Source organism: Nocardia acididurans, assembly GCF_016741815.1.
Taxonomy (GTDB): Bacteria; Actinomycetota; Actinomycetes; order Mycobacteriales; family Mycobacteriaceae; genus Nocardia; species Nocardia acididurans.
Map to the genome: position 1 here is coordinate 1 of NZ_JAERRJ010000008.1, position 17,018 is coordinate 17,018.

The window sequence follows — 17,018 nt, forward strand, 5'->3', positions numbered from 1 at the left end:
TGTGCCCTCGAGGGTCGCGGCGCGGCCAAACCGGAAACCCAGCTCACTCCCGAAGACGAGGCCGGGCTCGCCGGTGCCTCCGAGGAGCGCCGCGCCACCCTCAACCGCCTGCTGTTCCCCGGCCCCACCGCGGAATTCCTTTCCCACCGTGAGCGTTACGGCGACACCACCGGCCTGTCCGCCAACCAGTTCTTCTACGGCCTCCGGTACGGCGAAGAGCATCGCGTCCAGCTGGAGAAAGGTGTCACCCTGCTCATCGGCCTGGAAGCCATCTCCGAGGCGGACGAGCGCGGCATGCGCACGGTGATGTGCATCCTCAACGGCCAATTGCGTCCGGTGGTGGTGCGCGACCGCTCCATCGCCAGCGAGATCCCCGTCGCCGAGAAGGCCGACAAGAACAACCCGAATCACGTCGCCGCCCCATTCGCAGGCGTGGTGACCCTGGCCGTCAAACAGGGCGATACGGTCGCCGCCGGTGACACCATCGGCACCATCGAGGCCATGAAGATGGAGGCCGCCATCAGCACACCCCGCGCGGGCGTGGTCGGACGCGTCGTCATCGGCCATATCCAGCAGGTCGAGGGCGGCGACCTGCTGGTCGAACTCGAAGGCTCCTGAGCGGATTCGCCGCGGAGGGGCCACGCCGATCGTGGCTCCTCCGTCGCCGCACTGTCACCTCGAGGCGAGATAGGCTTTCCAGCCGCCGAATTCGGTGATGTCGGTGGCGGTGGCGGTGGCGTCGTGGGTGGCGGTGAAACCGACCACGGTGCGGCCGTCCTCGAGTTCTATCGCGGTCAGTGCCATGGGGGCGGGCAGGGCTGTCAGGAAGCGGCCGAGCGCGCCTTCGGACAGGCGGAACAGCTCGCCGAGGATGGGGGCTCCGCGGCCGGGGCCGGTGCGCACCAGGCCCGGTTTGAGGGGGGTGGTGTCCAGGGCGGTCAGGCGGTAGGCGTCGGTGGTGCGGATCGTTCCGGCGAAGCGTGCGCCCAGTTCCTCGAGTTGCCAGTGCAGGGGCTGGTCGCGCAGATGGGCTCCAAAGACCGCCAGTTCCACGCCGCCGGTGACGAGAAGTGGTGCGGGCGTGGTGTGCTGGAGTTGGGCGGCGATATCGATGGCCAGCTGGTCCGCGAAGGCGGGGACGACGATCATGACGCCGAAGGGGTCACCGGCCGCGGTGGGCGCGCCCGGAATCGCCACGGCCGCCATATCGAGCAGATTGCAGAAGTTGGTGTAGGTGCCGAGCCGGCGATTGAGGGTGACAGGGTCGGCCGCTACGGCGGCGAGGGTGGGGTGTTCGGTGGTGGTGGGCAGGAGCAGGCCGTCGAAGGGGGCGAGCAGGGTCGCGGCGGTGGCGCGGGCGCGGGCCAGTGTCTCCAGATCGGTGGCGAAGGCGGGGCCGGTGGTGTCGGCGGCGGCCGAAATGATCGCGGCCACCGTGGGATCGGCTCCGGCGGGCCGGGTGTCGAGGAATTCGCCGACCGCCGCGTAGCGTTCGGCGACGATCGCGCCGTCGTAGAGCAGCAGGGCCGCGTCGAGCAGTGGCGCGATATCGACGGCGTCGATCTTGCAGCCGGCGGCCAGGGCCGCATCGACGGTCCGATCGAACGCGTCGCGGTAGGCGGGGGCCAGCGCGGTGAGGTTCGCGGGGACGGGGACGGCCAGGCGTGCCACGTGGGGGCTCGCGAAACGTACGTCGGCGGGCCAGGTTCGGCTGCGCGGATCGCGCGCGTCGGGTCCGGCCATGACGGCGGCGGTCCGGGTCGCGAGGTCCAGGGTCGCGGCGAAGACGGTGACCGCGTCGAAGTCGGCGCAGGCCGGGACCACACCGTGTGCGGGAATGACACCGAGGGTGGCCTTGAGGCCGACGAGGCCGTGGAAGGCGGCGGGGACGCGGCCGGAACCCGCTGTGTCCGTGCCGATTCCGATGTCGGCGATGCCGAGGGCGACGGCGACCGCGGAGCCGGAGCTCGAGCCGCCGGCGATACGGTCCGGATCGTGCGCGTTGCGGACCGCGCCGTAGGGGCTGCGGGTTCCGACCAGGCCGGTGGCGAACTGGTCCATATTGGTCTTGCCCAGCACGATCGCGCCCGCATCCGCCAAACGGGTTATGGCAGCGGCGGATTCGTCCGGCGTGTAGGCGAATTCGGGGCACGCGGCCGTGGTGGGGAGCCCGGCGACGTCGATATTGTCCTTCACCGCGACGAGCAGTCCGGCCAGCGGCAGCACCGCACCGGAGGCGAGGCGTGCTTCCACCGCGGCGGCTTCGGCGCGCACCGCCTCCTCGGTGCGCAGGCTGATCCAGACTTCGGGTCGATCGGCCTCGGCGATCCGCGCGTAGGCGGCGGCGACACGGGCGGTGGGGGAGAGCCGCAGCGTGCTGGCAGGCTGGTGGCTGGTCATTCAGTCGACTCCGATCACGGCGAGAGGGGTTCCGGGTTCCACGGCGGCGCCGGGTGCGGCGAACACCCGCAGCACTGTGCCGGTGGCCGGACTGGGCACGGGCAGTTCGAGTTTCATGGCTTCCAGCACGGCGACAGGGTCACCGGCGTTCAGTTTGGTTCCGGGCGTGATGTCGACCCGCCACACGTTGCCGACCATGGGCGCGGTGACCACGGTGGCGTCGGCGGGCAGATCCGCGAGCAGGGCGTCGCGCTGATCGGCGACCGGTGGGGCTGCGACGGTGCGATCGAATTCGCCGGCCGCACGCCATGCTCGTTTCTCGGCGTCGAACGCGGCGCTCTGCCGGGATTCGAAGGCGGCGATGGATTCCGCGTTGTCGCGCAGCATGCGCTGATGGTCGGCGAGGGCGAAGGTGCCGTCGCTGACCTCGGCGTCGAATCGTCCGGCCCGCGCGGCGGCCCGGTATTCGAGCAGCTGTTCGGCGGTCACCGGCTCCCACACGATGCGGTCGAAAAAGCGGAACAGCCACGGGATTCCGGCCTCGAAGGGCGGGTTCTGGCGGTAGCTGGACCAGATCGGGACGGTGCGTCCGATGAGCTGATAGCCGCCGGGTGATTCCATCCCGTACACGCACAGGTATTTGCCGCCGATGCCCACCGCGTCCGACGGCGTCCAGGTCCGCGCCGGATTGTATTTGGTGGTGACCAGGCGATGCCGGGGATCGAGCGGAACGGCAAGGGGCGCACCGAGATACACGTCACCGAGCCCGAGTACCAGGTATTCGGCGTCGAAGACGGTGCGGCGCACCTCCTCGACGCTGTCGAGGCCGTTGATGCGCCGGATGAACTCGGTATTGGACGGCAGCCAGGGCGCGGTATCGCGAATGCCGTTGCGATAGCGGTCGATCGCCTCGGCGATGGAGGGGTCGTCGAAGGACAGCGGCAGCCGGATGGTCCGGCTGGGCACCACCAGCTCACCCGTGGCGGGCAGCTGCTCCTCCAGTTCGGTGAGCACGCCCAGCAACCGATACTGCGCCAGCACATCGGGATCGAAGTGGATATGCAGCGAGCGCACACCCGGCGTCACATCGACGATGCCGGGGAGGGCGGTGGCGGCCAGGGCCTGCGCGAGGGCGTGCACGCGCATGCGCAAACCGAGATCGAGCACCCGCTCGCCGTATTCGACGAGAATATTGTCGTCGCCGCCGCGCAGGTAGGCCACCGGCGGCCGATCCGCTCCGGCGGTCACCGTGGCGAGGATGCCGCGATCACGCAGTGCCGCATGCTCTTCGGTGATCGAACCGGTGGCGCGGGCGGCGGAACCGCGCAGTGCGGTGGCGGTCGCGTCGCTGACGGGGTGTGAAGCGGATGGTATCTCCGGGCCGCACCTGCCCCAGCTTCCAGCGCTGCGCGGACACCACGGTCAGCGGGCAGGCGAAACCGCCCAGGCTGGGGCCGTCCGGGCCGAGCAGGATCGGGGTGTCACCCGAGACGTTGAGCGCCCCGACACTGTACGGATTGTCGTGCAGATTCGACGGATGCAGGCCCGCGTCACCGCCGTCGGTGCGCGACCATTCGGGTTTCGGGCCTTCCAAGCGGATGCCGGTGCGGTTGGCGTGGCTGCCCACCCGCCACGAATGCCGGTAGAACTGCGCCATATCCGCGTCGGTGAAGTACGCGGGCGCGGTCTGCGGTCCCTCGCCGACCGCCAGCTCCCAGTCGCGGGTGAACAGCGGTCGATGTGCCGACGGGACCGAGGCCGGCTCGGTGAGTGTATTCGCCTGCACCGCAACAAGACCCAGCACGTCACCGTCGGCCACCGCCCTGCCGGTGACGCCGCCGAAACCGCCGAGGGTGAAGGTCGAGGCGCTGCCGTGGTAGAGCGGCGCGTCGATGCCGCCCTGGACCGCCAGATAGGTGCGCAGTCCGGTATCGGAGGGCGTGCCGATATCGAGCACCGCCCCCGCGTCGAGGGTGACGGGCTCCCACATCGGCACCGCCTCGCTGTCGACGGTGACGAGCGTCGGCGCGCCGGTGACGCAGACGACCGCCGACCCGGAGAAGCGGATGCGCGGACCCTGCAGCGTGCATTCCAACCCGGGCGCTCCGGCCGGATTGCCCACGGCGGTGTTGGCCAGTGTGAACGAGAGGTCGTCCATCGGCCCCGACGGCGGAATCCCGACCTCCCACAACCCGATTCGGCCGGGATGGTCCTGCACGGTGGTCATGGTCCCCGCCCGCAGCACATCCAACCGGCGGCTGGACCACACCAGCTCGGCGAGACTGCCGGTGATGTGCGAGGCGTCGCGCACCACCGGCGCGACGGCCGCGGCCCGCAACTGCGGAAGGTTGGTCTGCACCCCGTAGATCCGGGTCTCGTCCAGCGCCACACTCAGTCGGTCGAAGGCGGCGTCGCGGGCCGGGCCATGGGTGATGACCTTGGCCAGCAGCGGATCATAGAACGCGCTGACCTCGGTGCCCGTCGAGATCCAGGTGTCGACCCGCGCGCCCTCGGCGGGAAAGCCTGCGGCGGTGACCAATCCGGCGCTGGGCCGGTGGTCGTGGCCGGGATCCTCGGCATAGACGCGGGCCTCGACCGCCCACCCGGTGAGCGCGGGCCCGCCCTCGGGAAGAGAGTCCAGCATGCTGGTGTCCCCACCCGCCAGGCGCAGCATCCACGCGACGAGATCCACGCCGGTGATCGCCTCGGTCACCGGATGTTCCACCTGCAGACGGGTATTCATCTCCAGAAACGACGCCTGCTCACGCTCGGTGTCGTAGACGAATTCGGCGGTGCCCGCCGAACGGTAGGCCACCGACCGCGCGAGCGCACGGGAGGTGGCGAGCAGTTGCTCGGTGACCTCGTCGGACAATCCGGGCGCGGGGGCTTCCTCGACGACCTTCTGATTGCGGCGCTGCAGCGAACAATCCCGGGTGCCGAGGCTGATCACCCGGCCGAGCCCGTCCCCGAAAACCTGCACCTCGACATGACGCGCCCGCGCGACGAACCGCTCCAGGAACACCCCCGCGGCGGAGAAATTCGCCACCGCCAGCCGCTGCACCCGCTCGTAGGCGGCCCGCAACTCATCGGCGTCGAAACACGCCTGCATGCCGATACCACCGCCGCCGCCAACGGCTTTCACCATGACCGGGTACCCGATCCGTTCCGCCTCGGCGACGGCGTGATCCACCGACTCCAGGATTCCGCTGCCGGGCACCAGGGGGACGCCCACGGCGCGAGCCGCCTCACGGGCGGTGTGCTTGTCGCCGAAGACCCGCAGCTGCTCCGGTGTCGGGCCCACGAACGCCAGCCCGGCCGCGGCGACCGCGTGCGCGAAATCCGTATTCTCGGAAAGGAATCCGTACCCGGGATGCACGGCCCCCGCGCCCGAGGCCAGCGCGGCGTCGATCACGAGGTCGGCGCGCAGATACGAGTGCGCCGCCGGACCCGGCCCCAGCCGCACCGCGGCATCGGCCAGCCGGACATGCGCCGCACCGAGATCCGCGTCGGAATACACCGCGACGGATTTCAGGCCGAGCGCGCGAGCGCTGCGGATGATGCGACAGGCGATCTCACCGCGATTGGCTATCAACACGGTGTCGAAATTCAAGCTCACCAGCTACTCCTGTTCGGTGGCCATGACCATGGCGACGACGGCGCGCGTCACGCGCTCGGGAACGACGTCCAGTGATTCGCCGATATGTGCGCGCAGCAGCTCACCGGCGCGCGGAAGTCCCTGTGCGAGAACGGCATCTGGGATCGCGAGGTGTCGACATGCCGGTATACGCTATGGACCGGCGGTTTCCTGGCCGTCTCGCCGAGTTGCCGCCGGGTTAGCAACCTGTTGCGCAGGTAACCATCGAGTTAGCAGCGCCTCACCGAGGCCGACCTGACCATCCGGTTGCGTGCCGAAGCGCACGGCGATCTCCTCGTTCTTCCGCTGGCATCGCGGACGGATTTCACGCCGAACGGTGAATAACTCGAAGCGCTGACGAAAGCGCGCATCCTGGACCGGCTCAACCGATCCAGGACCGCCATGTCCCTCGACGGCGCGTCGCGCGCCGGGCAACCCGCCGAGAAAGCCGGGTGATCGCCGGGCGCGGCCGGAGCTGGGACGGCCCTGAGGGTGGTGATTCGGCTCCGGCACTCTGCCGGATCCGCGGGCGTCACGGACAGCGCCGAATACGACGTTTCCGTGCCGACCTCGACAGTCGATGTTGCGCGCTGGAACGCTACTTCTGCGCGCCCGCGTAGGTGACCATGCCGATGTGGCGTGTTGCGGTGAGGGTCAAGCCGTTTCGGGTCATCGCCGCGGTGAGCTGTGCACGGTCGACGAGGGTGACGCCCGAGATCGCCCGCAGGAGGTTCGAACCGCGAGCGAGTGTTCCGAGCGGTCCCGGTCCCGCGGTGGGCGCCATGATCGCGATATGGCCGCCGGGCCGTACGACGCGGGCGAGTTCGCTGACCGCCCGCATCGGATCGGGCATCAGGAAGAGTGCGAGAAAACAGCTTGCGGAATCGAAAGTGTGGTCGGCGAAAGGTAATTCGAGTGCGTCGGCGCGGAGGTAGGCCGCGTTCGGGCTGCGCGTGCCCGCCACCGCCTGTGCCAGCATGGTGGGGGACAGGTCCACGCCGACAGCCAATCCGTCGGAACCGACGACATCGCCGTACCAGTCGGTGAAATTGCCTGGGCCGCAGGCGACATCGAGTACCTTGTCGCCGGTCTTCAGATCCAGCAGACCGCGGGCGAGCGCACGCTCGGAGGCCACCGACCGGCCCAGTAGCAACCGCGTTCCCAACGCTCGCCAGGGGCGATAGATCAGCGGATAGAAGGTGGACTGCATGATGTTCTGGCCGATTCCGGCCGACCGGTTTTCGGCGCCGAGCAGGTTCACGTAACCGGCCGAGATGTCGTAGTCGCCGGTGATGTGTGCGCGGTCGCGGTCGATCAGGTTCGTGAGCTTGCGGGTAGCGTGCGCGGAGCTGCGGTGTGTGGTGTGCGGCATGAGACCTCCTTGTCCGCAGACCACTCTATATCGTCTCAGACAGTAGTGCGGCCCCACTCATCGGACGCTCGACGGCCGGGCGCGGTCATGCGGTCGCGGCGGTCGCGGTCGTGTCGTATTCCCCGGCGTAGAGCCGCCCGGCCACCTCGGCGAGGAGTTCTTGCGATTCCGCCGACAGGTCGCAGGCGGCCGACAGCAACCGGCGCAGGCGCGGGTGCGCGAACAGCTCGGCGACGGCCCTGTCATGGTGCTCCGTCGTCGGGGAGGGGGCGTAGAAGTATTCCTCGTCGACCTCGAAGTAGCGGGCGAGCGCGGTGACGAGCGCATTCGAGGGGGCCGGACGCACCCCGGTGCGCAGTTGCGACAGGTACCCCGGAGATACGGAATGTCCCTGTGCGGCAAGGTCGGCCACCACCTGCAGCGTGGTCAGGGGAGCCTGGGCCGCGCCATAGTTGAGCAGCCAGTCCAGCCGCGCCGCGAAGCGTCGCGAGTGCGGCGCCCGCGTCCGCCGTTCCTGCTCACGCGGGGGTGCGAGGGTCACGCGGGTCATCTCGTCGTTTCTCCGTTTCGTCGGTGATCCGGGGATTCGAGCACAACGGGAGGGCGATGATCAGATACCGGCCGAGGGCGGGGCCCGAGGATTTCCGGACCCCGCCGGTCAGGTCAGGGCCGAAGCGCGTAGGCGAGTTCGCCGAGCTGCCCGAGCGCCTGGTCCAGCAGCCGAGAACCGTGTTCGACCAGTGTCTTTCGCACAGTCCTGGTCATCAGCGGCCCGGCCAGCGCCAGGCTCACCGTTACCGTCGTCCCCGCGACGCTCGGCTCCAGCGTGTACGCGCACGTGCAGCGGACTCCCGCCTGCCCGGTGCCCCGCAGCACGACCCGGGAGGGTTCCGCCAGCGTCTCGACCCGCCAGGCGACCTCCTCGGCCATTCCGTGCAGGAGCACCTCGGAGACGAACACGGCGCCTTCGGCCAGCGAATCGGGTGGACTACCGACGAAGTCGCGGTGCAGTGCGAGCCAATGGTCCCAGGTACCCGGAGAAATGATGGTGCGGAACAACGCCTCCGGGGTCGCGGGCAGTTCCTTGCTGACGGTTATCGTCCCCACGAGATCGACCTCCCGTCGCAGTATCGAATTCGCTGTATTCGAGAGCGGCGGAACCGAATGGGAGTTCGGCCGTTCAACGGGTCGAATGGTGTCGATATCAAAAGAAAGTGATCCTCCGGGCGGGCAAGCGAATGGAAGGGCGGTCGCGTCCGTGCGAATTGCCGACTGCCTCTCGTGCGCTTCCCCCGCGCCGGCGGACCGATCTTGACACATTGAAAACCCCAGCACAACACGGGAATCAGGGCCTGTCGCGCGCGGCCTTGCAAATGAAATCGCATTTACGATCACGTTCGGCCGCTGCTCGCGTCGGCCCGCAACCGATGACGAATCACTGACGAATCGCGAGCGACGGCATGTCGGGCGGCGCCGCGACCCGCCCGCTGGCCAGAATCGGCGGTACGACCGGTGAACGACGGCTTCCTCCGCAGCCTGCCGCCGGTGTCCGGAACACTCGACGAAGGAGTCTCGTGCGCGTATTGCTCACCGGCGCAGCCGGATTCATCGGAGCCCACATTCATCGGAAACTGCGGGACGCGGGGCATGAGGTCGTCGGCATCGACCTCATGCTGGCGGCGGCGCACGGCGGCGAGGCCGAACCCCCGTACGGTGTGGAACGCGTCGACATCCGTGACCCGGAGGGGCTGGACACCTGCCTGCGGGGTGTGGACGCCGTCTGTCATCAGGCGGCGGTCGTGGGCGCGGGAGTCAGCGCCCAGGACGCCCCCGCGTACGCCAGCCACAATGATCTCGGCACCGCGGTGCTGCTGGCGGCGATGGACCGGGCGCGCTGCCGGCACCTGGTGCTGGCCTCGTCCATGGTGGTGTACGGGGAGGGGAGCTACCGGAATTCGCTCGGCGCGGCGGCCGTCCCGCCGTCCCGCCGCATCGCTGATCTGGACGACGGCCGCTTCGATCATCTGGACGCGGCCGGGCAGCCGTTGGCGTGGGATCCGGTGGACGAGGACGCGCCGCTGCGGCCGCGCAGCCTCTACGCGGCGGGCAAGCTCGCGCAGGAGAATTACGCCGCGGCCTGGGCTTTCGCTACCGGTTCGACCGTGACGGCCCTGCGCTACCACAATGTGTACGGCGACCATATGCCCAGGGACACACCGTATTCCGGGGTCGCCGCGATCTTCCGGTCGATGCTGGAGGCGGGCGAATCGCCGCGAGTGTTCGAAGACGGCTGCCAAGCTCGCGATTTCGTGCATGTCAGCGATGTCGCCGCCGCCAACCTGGCCGCTCTGGAGCGTCCGCTGGACGGATTCGTTCCGCTGAATATCGCCTCCGGCCAACCGATTACGATCGGCGAGGTGGCGACCGTACTCGCCGCGGCCCACGGCGGGAAGGCTCCGGTCGTCACCGGGGAGTATCGGGCGGGCGACGTCCGCCACATCGTGGCCAGTCCGGAACGTGCCCGTCGCGCACTGGATTTCACCGCGGCCGTAGCGCCCGCGGCGGGGTTGGCCGACTTCGCGTCCGCACCCCTGCGTGCGGTGGTCGGCCGAGGCGCGCCCGCGTGGCGGTGAGCCACCGGCAGCCGCCGGTCAGGCTCCCGATGCGGTGAGCAGTGGCAGCCGGATCTCGAATCGGGCGCCCTGCTCCCGGTTCTCGACCGTGATCTCACCCTGATGTGCGGCGACGAGCCCGGCGGCGATGGCCAGTCCCATGCCGCTGCTGCTGCCGAGCTCGGCGGCGCCGGGGGAGCGGGCCGACGTGCCGCGATAGGCGACCTCGAAGATTCGGGGCAGGTCGACGGCGGCGATACCGGGTCCGGTGTCCTCGACGCGAGCCCAGGCCCGGCCACCGGTCGCCCCCGCGGTGATGTCGATCTGCCCGCCGGGCGGGGTGTGGGCGATGGCGTTGGCCACGAGGTTGGTGAGCACCCGGGTCAGCGCACGATCACTGCCCATCACGACGAGGCGATCCTCGGGCTGGCGCGCGCGCAGGACGATGCGGGCGCGCTGTGCGGTGGGCTGATTCGCGGCCAGCACCTCGTCGATGAGTTCCCGCAGGTCCAGGGGCTCGAGCGCGAGCCTCAGCGCGCCCGCGTTGATCTTCGACATTTCGAACAGATCGTCCACCATGGCCGAGAGCCGATTGGTTTCGCGCACCACGCGATCGGCGTAGCGCCGCACCTCGTCGTGATCATCGACCACTCCGTCGGACAGGGCTTCGCCCATGGCGCGAATGCCCGCGAGCGGGGTGCGCAGATCGTGGCTCACCCATGCGACCAGTTCGCGCCGCGAGCGTTCGGCGGCGCGCTCCTGCTCCAGCATCTCCTTCTCCCACACCATGGCTCGCGCCTGCGCGCGGCCCAGCAGGACCGCGGCGGGGACGGTCACGGCGGCGACGACACCCAGCACGACGGCGGTCCGGGCGAGAGCGTCGGTGTACATGAGCCCGCTCACCGCGACCACCCCGCTGAGGGTGGCCAGCGTCGGAATCAGCACCAGCACGGCGATACTGGTGGTCATGGCGCGATTTCGGGTGTAGCGCAGCAGCAATGCCCCCAACGCGACCACCGGCAGCGATCCGGCCAGGGCGTAGCCGATCAGCCCGGGGGTATCAGTCGGCACCGGTCGTCTCCTTCCCGGAATCGACACGGCCCCAGGCGTATCCACGCCCCCACACGGTGTCGATGCGATGCGCGGAGCCGAGTTTGGCGCGCAACCGTTTGATGTGCACGGTCACCGTGGACAGGTCGCCGAAGGTCCATCCCCAGACCTCGGCCAGCAACTCGTCGCGGCTGTACACCCGTTGCTGATTGGCCAGCAGGAAGGCCAGCAGGTCGAATTCGCGTGCCGTGAGGTCCACCGGTGTTCCGGCCACGTACGCGGAGCGAGCCATCGGATTGATTTCGACGGCGCCGCTGCGGTACACCTGTTGCGCGGGCGAACTGGGCCGGGTGCGCCGCAGCACCGAGGCCACCCGCAGCGCGAGCTCCCGCGGGCTGAACGGCTTCGTCACGTAATCGTCTGCGCCGGACTGCAATCCGAGCACCCGATCGTCCTCCTCGCCGAGCGCGGTGAGCAGGATGATGGGAGTGTCGGGGTGTGGACCGGTGCGCACCATGCGGCACAGATCGATGCCGTCCGGCGGCGGCATCATCACATCGAGGATCGCGAGGTCGATGTCGTTGCGCGCCAGCACCTCCGCGGTGTGCGGGCCGTCGGCCGTTTCGACGACCTGCAGGCCGTCGCGTTCGAGATAGCGCCGCACCACCTCTCGGACGACGGGATCGTCATCAGCCACCAGAATGCGCATCGTCATCACCAATTCGTGAGTATCAGATGGTTGAGCAATATCACGCCGATCGCCTGCACCGTCAGCCAGACCCGGACGTCCCGGCGAGGCAGCAGAGCCGTGCCCGCGAGTAACCAGACCTCGAACGGCAACCAGATTCGTTCCGTCTCCGCCTTGCTCAGGCCGCTGAGGTCGGCGAGCGCGATGGTGAGCAGCCCGGCCGCCGCCACGAGCGCGGCCGGCTCGACGGTCGCCCGCCACCGCGCGAGGCGCTCCCGGCCGGACCCGGACGCCGAGCGGGCGGGACCGCCGGGTTCCGGCGACAGCACAGGGGGCAGGCCCAGCCCTCGGAACACCCGGGGCAGCGCCGCCACCACCGCGAGCCCGACCGCGCAGACGGCGGCCGCAAGGTTCGCCCACACCCAGTACGGGTACGGCCGCTCGCTGGCGATGCCCTGGTAATACCGTTCCACCACAAGGTGATAGCCGTCGAACCACCAGAACCCGGCGGCCGTGAACCCCGCCACCACGAGCAGCATCCCAGCCGCCACCAGGGGAACGGGCCGGAACCCGCGCGCGGCGAGCACCGCGAGTGCGGGCACCGCCATGAGCACCAGGCCGTAGCTGAGATACAGGCCGAACCCGAAGGCCAACCCCGCGCCCAGCGCGGCGAACACCCAACCTTCCCGCTGCCTGGTCGCGATCGCCAGCAGCGCCACCGCCCAGGCCGTCACCCCCGCGAACAGGGCATCCGCCGACACCGCGATCCAGATGGCAGCGGGCGCGAGGACGAGGAAAGGCGCTGCCGCGCGGGCGCTTTCCTCCGCGCCGAGCGCGCGCAACGTCACCAGCACCGCGGCGACCGCGCCGGCGCCGACGAACAGGCACAGTGCCGAGGCCCAGGCTCCGCCGCCGAGACCGATACGGTCCAGGAGGACGAAAACCAGCAGTGCGCCCGGCGGGTGGCCCGACACATGGGTGGTCCAGGAATCGGGTTGGAAATCGAGGATGCGATCGGAGAAGCCGCGCAGCATGGCGGCGATATCGGTGACCCCGGCGACCTCGGACAGATATTCGTCGCGTGTCGTGAGACGGCCGGCGAAGCCGCGCTGCCAGCCGTCTATCAGGGCGAGGGCGAAGGCCCACGCCACCGCTGCCAGCCATACCGCAGGCACCAGATTCCGCCACGGCAGGCGTCGCGCGACAGCCGGGCCGCGGACGATCACCAGCGCGGCGATCGCGATCGCGGGTCCCGTACCCCATCCGAGGTGCGGGAGCCATTCACCGAACAGCGGCGCGGCCCCCGCGTAGAGCCGATCCCGCCAGGGCTTGCCCATTATTTGCGGAACAAGTGCGGCGAGGCCGACCAGGGTGGCCGCGCCGAGGACCCAGCTGAACTCGGAGCGGCGCGAGGACCGGAGGGGCAGACGGGTCGCGGACGTGGTGGGCACGGCTACCACCCTAGGCCGCCGCGGCGCGCTCAACCCGCTGATCTGGGCATACGCCCGGCTCCCGTCATACTTTCGTCACCGGTGTCCTGGGCTCGAAACGGGCTGTGTGGTCGTACGGTCGAGCCGTGACCGAATCGAACGAGGAATCCTGCGTCACGGTCGTGATTCCGTGTCGCGATGAAGCCGGTGCCCTGCCGGGCGTACTGTCGGCAATCCCGGCGGGCTACCGGGTGATCGTGGTGGACAACGGATCCGTCGACGCCACCGCCGCCGTCGCCCGCTCGATGGGGGCCACGGTCATCGGTGAATCGGTGCCCGGCTACGGCAGCGCCGTGCACACCGGTGTGCGGGCCGCCCGCACCGGGATCGTGGCCGTACTGGACGGCGACGGTTCCATGGACCCCGGCGAATTGCCCTCCCTGGTGGCGGAATTGCGGCCGGAGGTGGACATGGTCGTGGGCCGGCGTCGCCCCGTCGCGGCGCGTGCGTGGCCGTGGCATGCCCGGCTGGGCAATATCCTGGTGGCCGCGCGGCTGCGGCGACGCTACGGCCTGCCGGTGCACGATATCGCCGCCATGCGGGTCATCCGCCGCGACCGGCTGCTCGCCCTGGGGCCACTGCATCCGCGATCGGGATACCCGCTGGCGCTGCTGGTGGCCGCCGCCGGCGCCGGTGGCGGTTGATCGAACGCGACGTCACCTATCAGCCGAGAACCCATGGCGTATCCAAGGTTTCGGGATCGATTCGCGGTACGGTGCACGCGATCCGGGACTTCTGGAGCGTGCGGTGACCAGGGAGCGCGGCGCGGCGTGCCCGCCCGGGTCCGTAGACGCCGCGGGCGGCGATCGCGGACTGCTGCCGGTGGCGCTGCTCGTCGTCGCCAAGGCGCCCATCGCGGGCTTCGCCAAAACCCGCCTCACGCCGCCGCTGTCACCCCGGGAAGCGGCCCGGGTCGCCGCCGCGTCGTTGCTCGACACCCTCGACGCCGTGCGTGCCACGCCGGTGCGGCACAAGGTGGTGGCCTGGACCGGCAACCTCGCCGACGCCGAGCGCCGTGACGAAATCGCTTCCGCGCTGGCAGATTTCACGGTGGTCCCGCAACGCGGAGCCGGGTTCGCGGTCCGGCTGGCCAACGCGCACGCGGACTGCTTCGCACAGTCCGACGCGGTGTTGCAGATCGGTATGGACACGCCACAGGTGGACGGCGCACTGCTGGGGGCCTGCGCGCGGCGGCTGCTCGAGACCGGTGACGCCGTACTGGGTCCGGCCGCGGACGGCGGCTGGTGGGCGCTGGGGTTGACCGACCCCCGGCCCGCCCGGACCCTCGCCGATGTGCCCATGTCCACCCGGCGAACCGGTGAGATGACACGAGATGCCCTGCGCCGCTGCGGATATCACGTGCACGCGCTGCCGGTGCTGTCCGACGTCGATACCTACCGGGACGCAGTGGCCGTCGCCGGACAGAGTGGCGGCCGTTTCGCGGCCGCACTGCGCGGCTGCGCGGCCGTCGAGGTGCTGACATGAGTTCAGGGCCGTCCCTGCTCCCGCGAGCTCTGGCGGCACGGGTCTCACCCGCGCGCGGCCCCGCGGTGGCCGCCCGCGTTGGGACTGCCCTCGGCGTCGCCATCGCGGTCTGCTTCGTCACCGGCCTGCTGAGTCACTGGATCCAGCACCCTCCCGGCTGGTTCGCCTGGCCCGCCCACCCGGTGTGGCTCTACCGCGTCACGCAGGGCACGCATGTGGTCTCGGGCGTGATCGCCATTCCGCTGCTGCTGGTCAAACTCTGGTCGGTCTACCCGAGACTGTTCGCGCGCCCGCTGCTCGGCGGCCCGCTGCGGCTGCTCGCGCGGGGTTCGATTGCGCTGCTGGTGGGTTCGGTCATCTTCGAGCTGGTGACCGGACTGTTCAACATCGCTCAGGTCTATCCGTGGCGGTTCTTCTTCACCACAACGCATTACGCCATGGCGTACCTCGCGGCCGGTGCGCTCGCGGTGCATCTGGCGGTGAAACTGCCGGTGGTGCGCGACGCCTTCGCACGGGATCCCGGCGCTGACGCCGAGCCCGGGGCCGGAGTGTCGCGGCGGACGGTCCTCGGAGCCGCCGCGTTCGCAGCTGTCGCCGCGGGCTTGTCGGTCGCCGGGCAGAGCGTTTCCTTCCTGCGCTGGGCGGCCGTGCTCGCGCCACGCTCCGGTGAAGGCCCGCAAGGGGTTCCGATCAATCGCACCGCCCTCGAAGCCGGGGTGCGGGACACCGCCACCGCCGCCGACTACCGGCTGACGGTCGTCGTGGGTGAACGCCGTCGCGCGTTCGGCTACACCGATCTGCAGGCCCTGCCGCACCACGAGGCGGTGCTGCCCATCGCCTGCGTGGAGGGCTGGAGTGCGTCGGCGCGCTGGTCCGGAGTGCGCCTGCGGGATCTGCTCGACGCGGTCGGCGACTATCGCGGCGGTGCGGTGCGCTGCACCTCGCTCGAAACGGGCGGCATCTATCGGAGCTCCCTGCTGCCGCGCTCGCACGTGCTGGCCGACGACACGCTGATCGCCCTGCGGCTCAACGGATCCGATCTGACGCTCGATCACGGATACCCGTGCCGTCTGATCGCGCCCAACCGCCCCGGCGTGCTGCAGACCAAATGGCTGGCCACCATCGAGGAGGAACTGCCGTGACCGCGATCCGGATCCTGCTCGTCCTGCTCGGCGTCTGGCTCGCCGGCCTGGGCCTCACCGACCTGCTGCGCATGAACGGCACTGATCTGCTGTCGATCGTATTCTGGTTCGCCGGCGGCATTCTCGTGCACGACGCCGTCTTCGCCCCTTTGTGCGCGGCACTCGGCAGCGCCGGGCGCCGCCGGCTGCCACGCCGCGCCTGGGCTCCACTGGCATGTGGTGCGGTGTGCACGGTCACGCTGATCGCCATCGCCGTGCCCGTACTCGTGCCGGGGGGAGCCAATGCCGACAATCCGACGATTCGGGACCGCCCGTACCTGCTGGGGCTCACAATCGCAGTGGTCACGGTATGGGCGCTGGTAGCCCTGAGCCGGGTCGGATCGCACCTCACCCATCGATCGGAATCCCACTGAAAGGTATACCGCCATGCCCGATTTCAGCGATCTGCGCGCCCTGTTCATCAACTGCACCCTGAAACGGTCGCCCGACCGCAGCAATACCCAGGGACTGATCGACCTGTCGGCCCGCATCATGGAGAAGAACGGCGTCTCGGTCTCCCATATCCGCCCGGTCGACCACCGGATAGCTACCGGCGTCTGGCCGGATATGACCGAACACGGCTGGGAGGTCGACGAGTGGCCCGCCCTGCAACGGCAGGTGATGGATGCCCATATCCTGGTGCTCGCGGGACCGATCTGGCTGGGCGACAACAGCTCTGTGATGAAGCAGGTCATCGAACGTCTCTATGCCAACTCCAGTGTGCTCAACGACGTGGGCCAATACGCCTATTACGGCCGCGTCGGCGGCTGCCTGATCACCGACAACGAGGACGGCATCAAACACTGCGCCATGAACATCCTCTACAGCCTCCAGCACATCGGCTATTCCATTCCGCCGCAAGCCGATGCGGGCTGGATCGGCGAGGCAGGCCCCGGGCCGTCCTATCTCGACCCCGGTTCCGGCGGCCCCGAGAACGACTTCACCAACCGCAACACCACCTTCATGACCTGGAACCTCATGCACCTCGCGCGCATCCTCGTCGACGCGGGTGGCTTCCCCGCGTACGGCAATCAGCGCAGCGAGTGGGATGCCGGCTGCCGCTTCGACTTCGAGAATCCCGAATATCGCTGAGCGGTGAAATCGAT

The 17,018-nt window shown here is 69.6% G+C and carries 13 protein-coding genes and 2 pseudogenes; 7 read left to right on the forward strand and 8 right to left on the reverse strand.

Annotation, left to right across the window (positions count from 1 at the left end):
• Positions 1-618 (forward strand): biotin/lipoyl-containing protein (locus JK358_RS20865; RefSeq protein WP_201949447.1); only part of this gene is annotated, 618 nt, incomplete at its 5' end.
• A gap of 54 nt (positions 619-672) precedes the next feature.
• Here JK358_RS20865 and atzF read toward each other — a convergent pair.
• The 5 genes and pseudogenes from atzF to JK358_RS20890 form a co-directional block, all read right to left on the reverse strand.
• Positions 673-2,400 carry an allophanate hydrolase gene (atzF, locus tag JK358_RS20870; protein WP_201949448.1) on the reverse strand — a complete coding sequence of 576 codons (1,728 nt, stop codon included), beginning with the start codon at positions 2,398-2,400 and terminating at the stop codon, positions 673-675.
• A pseudogene (gene uca / locus JK358_RS20875) lies at positions 2,401-6,016 on the reverse strand (urea carboxylase).
• 616 nt (positions 6,017-6,632) lie between these two features.
• On the reverse strand, positions 6,633-7,406 hold the full coding sequence (locus JK358_RS20880) for a methyltransferase domain-containing protein (RefSeq protein ID WP_201949449.1): 774 nt from the start codon (positions 7,404-7,406) through the stop codon (positions 6,633-6,635).
• A gap of 85 nt (positions 7,407-7,491) precedes the next feature.
• A complete protein-coding gene (locus tag JK358_RS20885) occupies positions 7,492-7,956 on the reverse strand; it encodes a helix-turn-helix transcriptional regulator (protein ID WP_201949450.1) in 465 nt (154 codons plus the stop codon).
• A gap of 113 nt (positions 7,957-8,069) precedes the next feature.
• Complete coding sequence (locus JK358_RS20890) at positions 8,070-8,513, reverse strand: type II toxin-antitoxin system Rv0910 family toxin (RefSeq protein ID WP_201949451.1); 444 nt, start codon at positions 8,511-8,513, stop codon at positions 8,070-8,072.
• Positions 8,514-8,980: 467 nt separating this feature from the next.
• Between JK358_RS20890 and JK358_RS20895 the strand changes: the two genes are divergently transcribed.
• Positions 8,981-10,039 (forward strand): NAD-dependent epimerase/dehydratase family protein, encoded by a 1,059-nt coding sequence (locus tag JK358_RS20895; RefSeq protein WP_307817651.1) that lies wholly within the window; start codon positions 8,981-8,983, stop codon positions 10,037-10,039.
• Between the two features lie 18 nt (positions 10,040-10,057).
• Here JK358_RS20895 and JK358_RS20900 read toward each other — a convergent pair whose 3' ends face one another.
• Genes JK358_RS20900 through JK358_RS20910 form a run of 3 tightly spaced genes read right to left on the reverse strand, consistent with a single transcriptional unit; the run spans position 10,058 to position 13,126 of the window.
• Entirely contained in the window at positions 10,058-11,089 is a 1,032-nt protein-coding gene (locus tag JK358_RS20900) for a sensor histidine kinase (RefSeq protein ID WP_201949453.1), read from the reverse strand.
• Entirely contained in the window at positions 11,079-11,783 is a 705-nt protein-coding gene (locus JK358_RS20905) for a response regulator transcription factor (protein WP_201949454.1), read from the reverse strand. The genes JK358_RS20900 and JK358_RS20905 overlap by 11 nt, the downstream gene beginning before the upstream one ends.
• A complete protein-coding gene (locus tag JK358_RS20910) occupies positions 11,783-13,126 on the reverse strand; it encodes a hypothetical protein (RefSeq protein ID WP_232851696.1) in 1,344 nt (447 codons plus the stop codon). Before JK358_RS20910 ends, JK358_RS20905 begins: the two co-directional genes overlap by 1 nt.
• Before the next feature lie 206 nt (positions 13,127-13,332).
• Here JK358_RS20910 and JK358_RS20915 point away from each other — a divergent pair.
• The 5 genes and pseudogenes from JK358_RS20915 (at position 13,333) to JK358_RS20935 (ending at position 17,004) form a co-directional block, all read left to right on the forward strand.
• Positions 13,333-13,997: pseudogene (locus tag JK358_RS20915) on the forward strand (glycosyltransferase family 2 protein).
• A 62-nt stretch (positions 13,998-14,059) separates the two neighbouring features.
• Positions 14,060-14,731 carry a TIGR04282 family arsenosugar biosynthesis glycosyltransferase gene (locus JK358_RS20920; RefSeq protein ID WP_201950160.1) on the forward strand — a complete coding sequence of 224 codons (672 nt, stop codon included), beginning with the start codon at positions 14,060-14,062 and terminating at the stop codon, positions 14,729-14,731.
• Positions 14,728-15,873: a molybdopterin-dependent oxidoreductase gene (locus JK358_RS20925; RefSeq protein ID WP_201949455.1), complete on the forward strand. Its 1,146-nt coding sequence runs from the start codon at positions 14,728-14,730 to the stop codon at positions 15,871-15,873. The genes JK358_RS20920 and JK358_RS20925 overlap by 4 nt, the downstream gene beginning before the upstream one ends.
• Positions 15,870-16,286, forward strand: coding sequence for a hypothetical protein (locus tag JK358_RS20930; protein WP_201949456.1), 417 nt, complete (start codon positions 15,870-15,872; stop codon positions 16,284-16,286). Before JK358_RS20925 ends, JK358_RS20930 begins: the two co-directional genes overlap by 4 nt.
• A 13-nt stretch (positions 16,287-16,299) precedes the next feature.
• Entirely contained in the window at positions 16,300-17,004 is a 705-nt protein-coding gene (locus tag JK358_RS20935; RefSeq protein WP_201949457.1) for a flavodoxin family protein, read from the forward strand.
• The last annotated feature ends 14 nt before the right edge of the window (positions 17,005-17,018 follow it).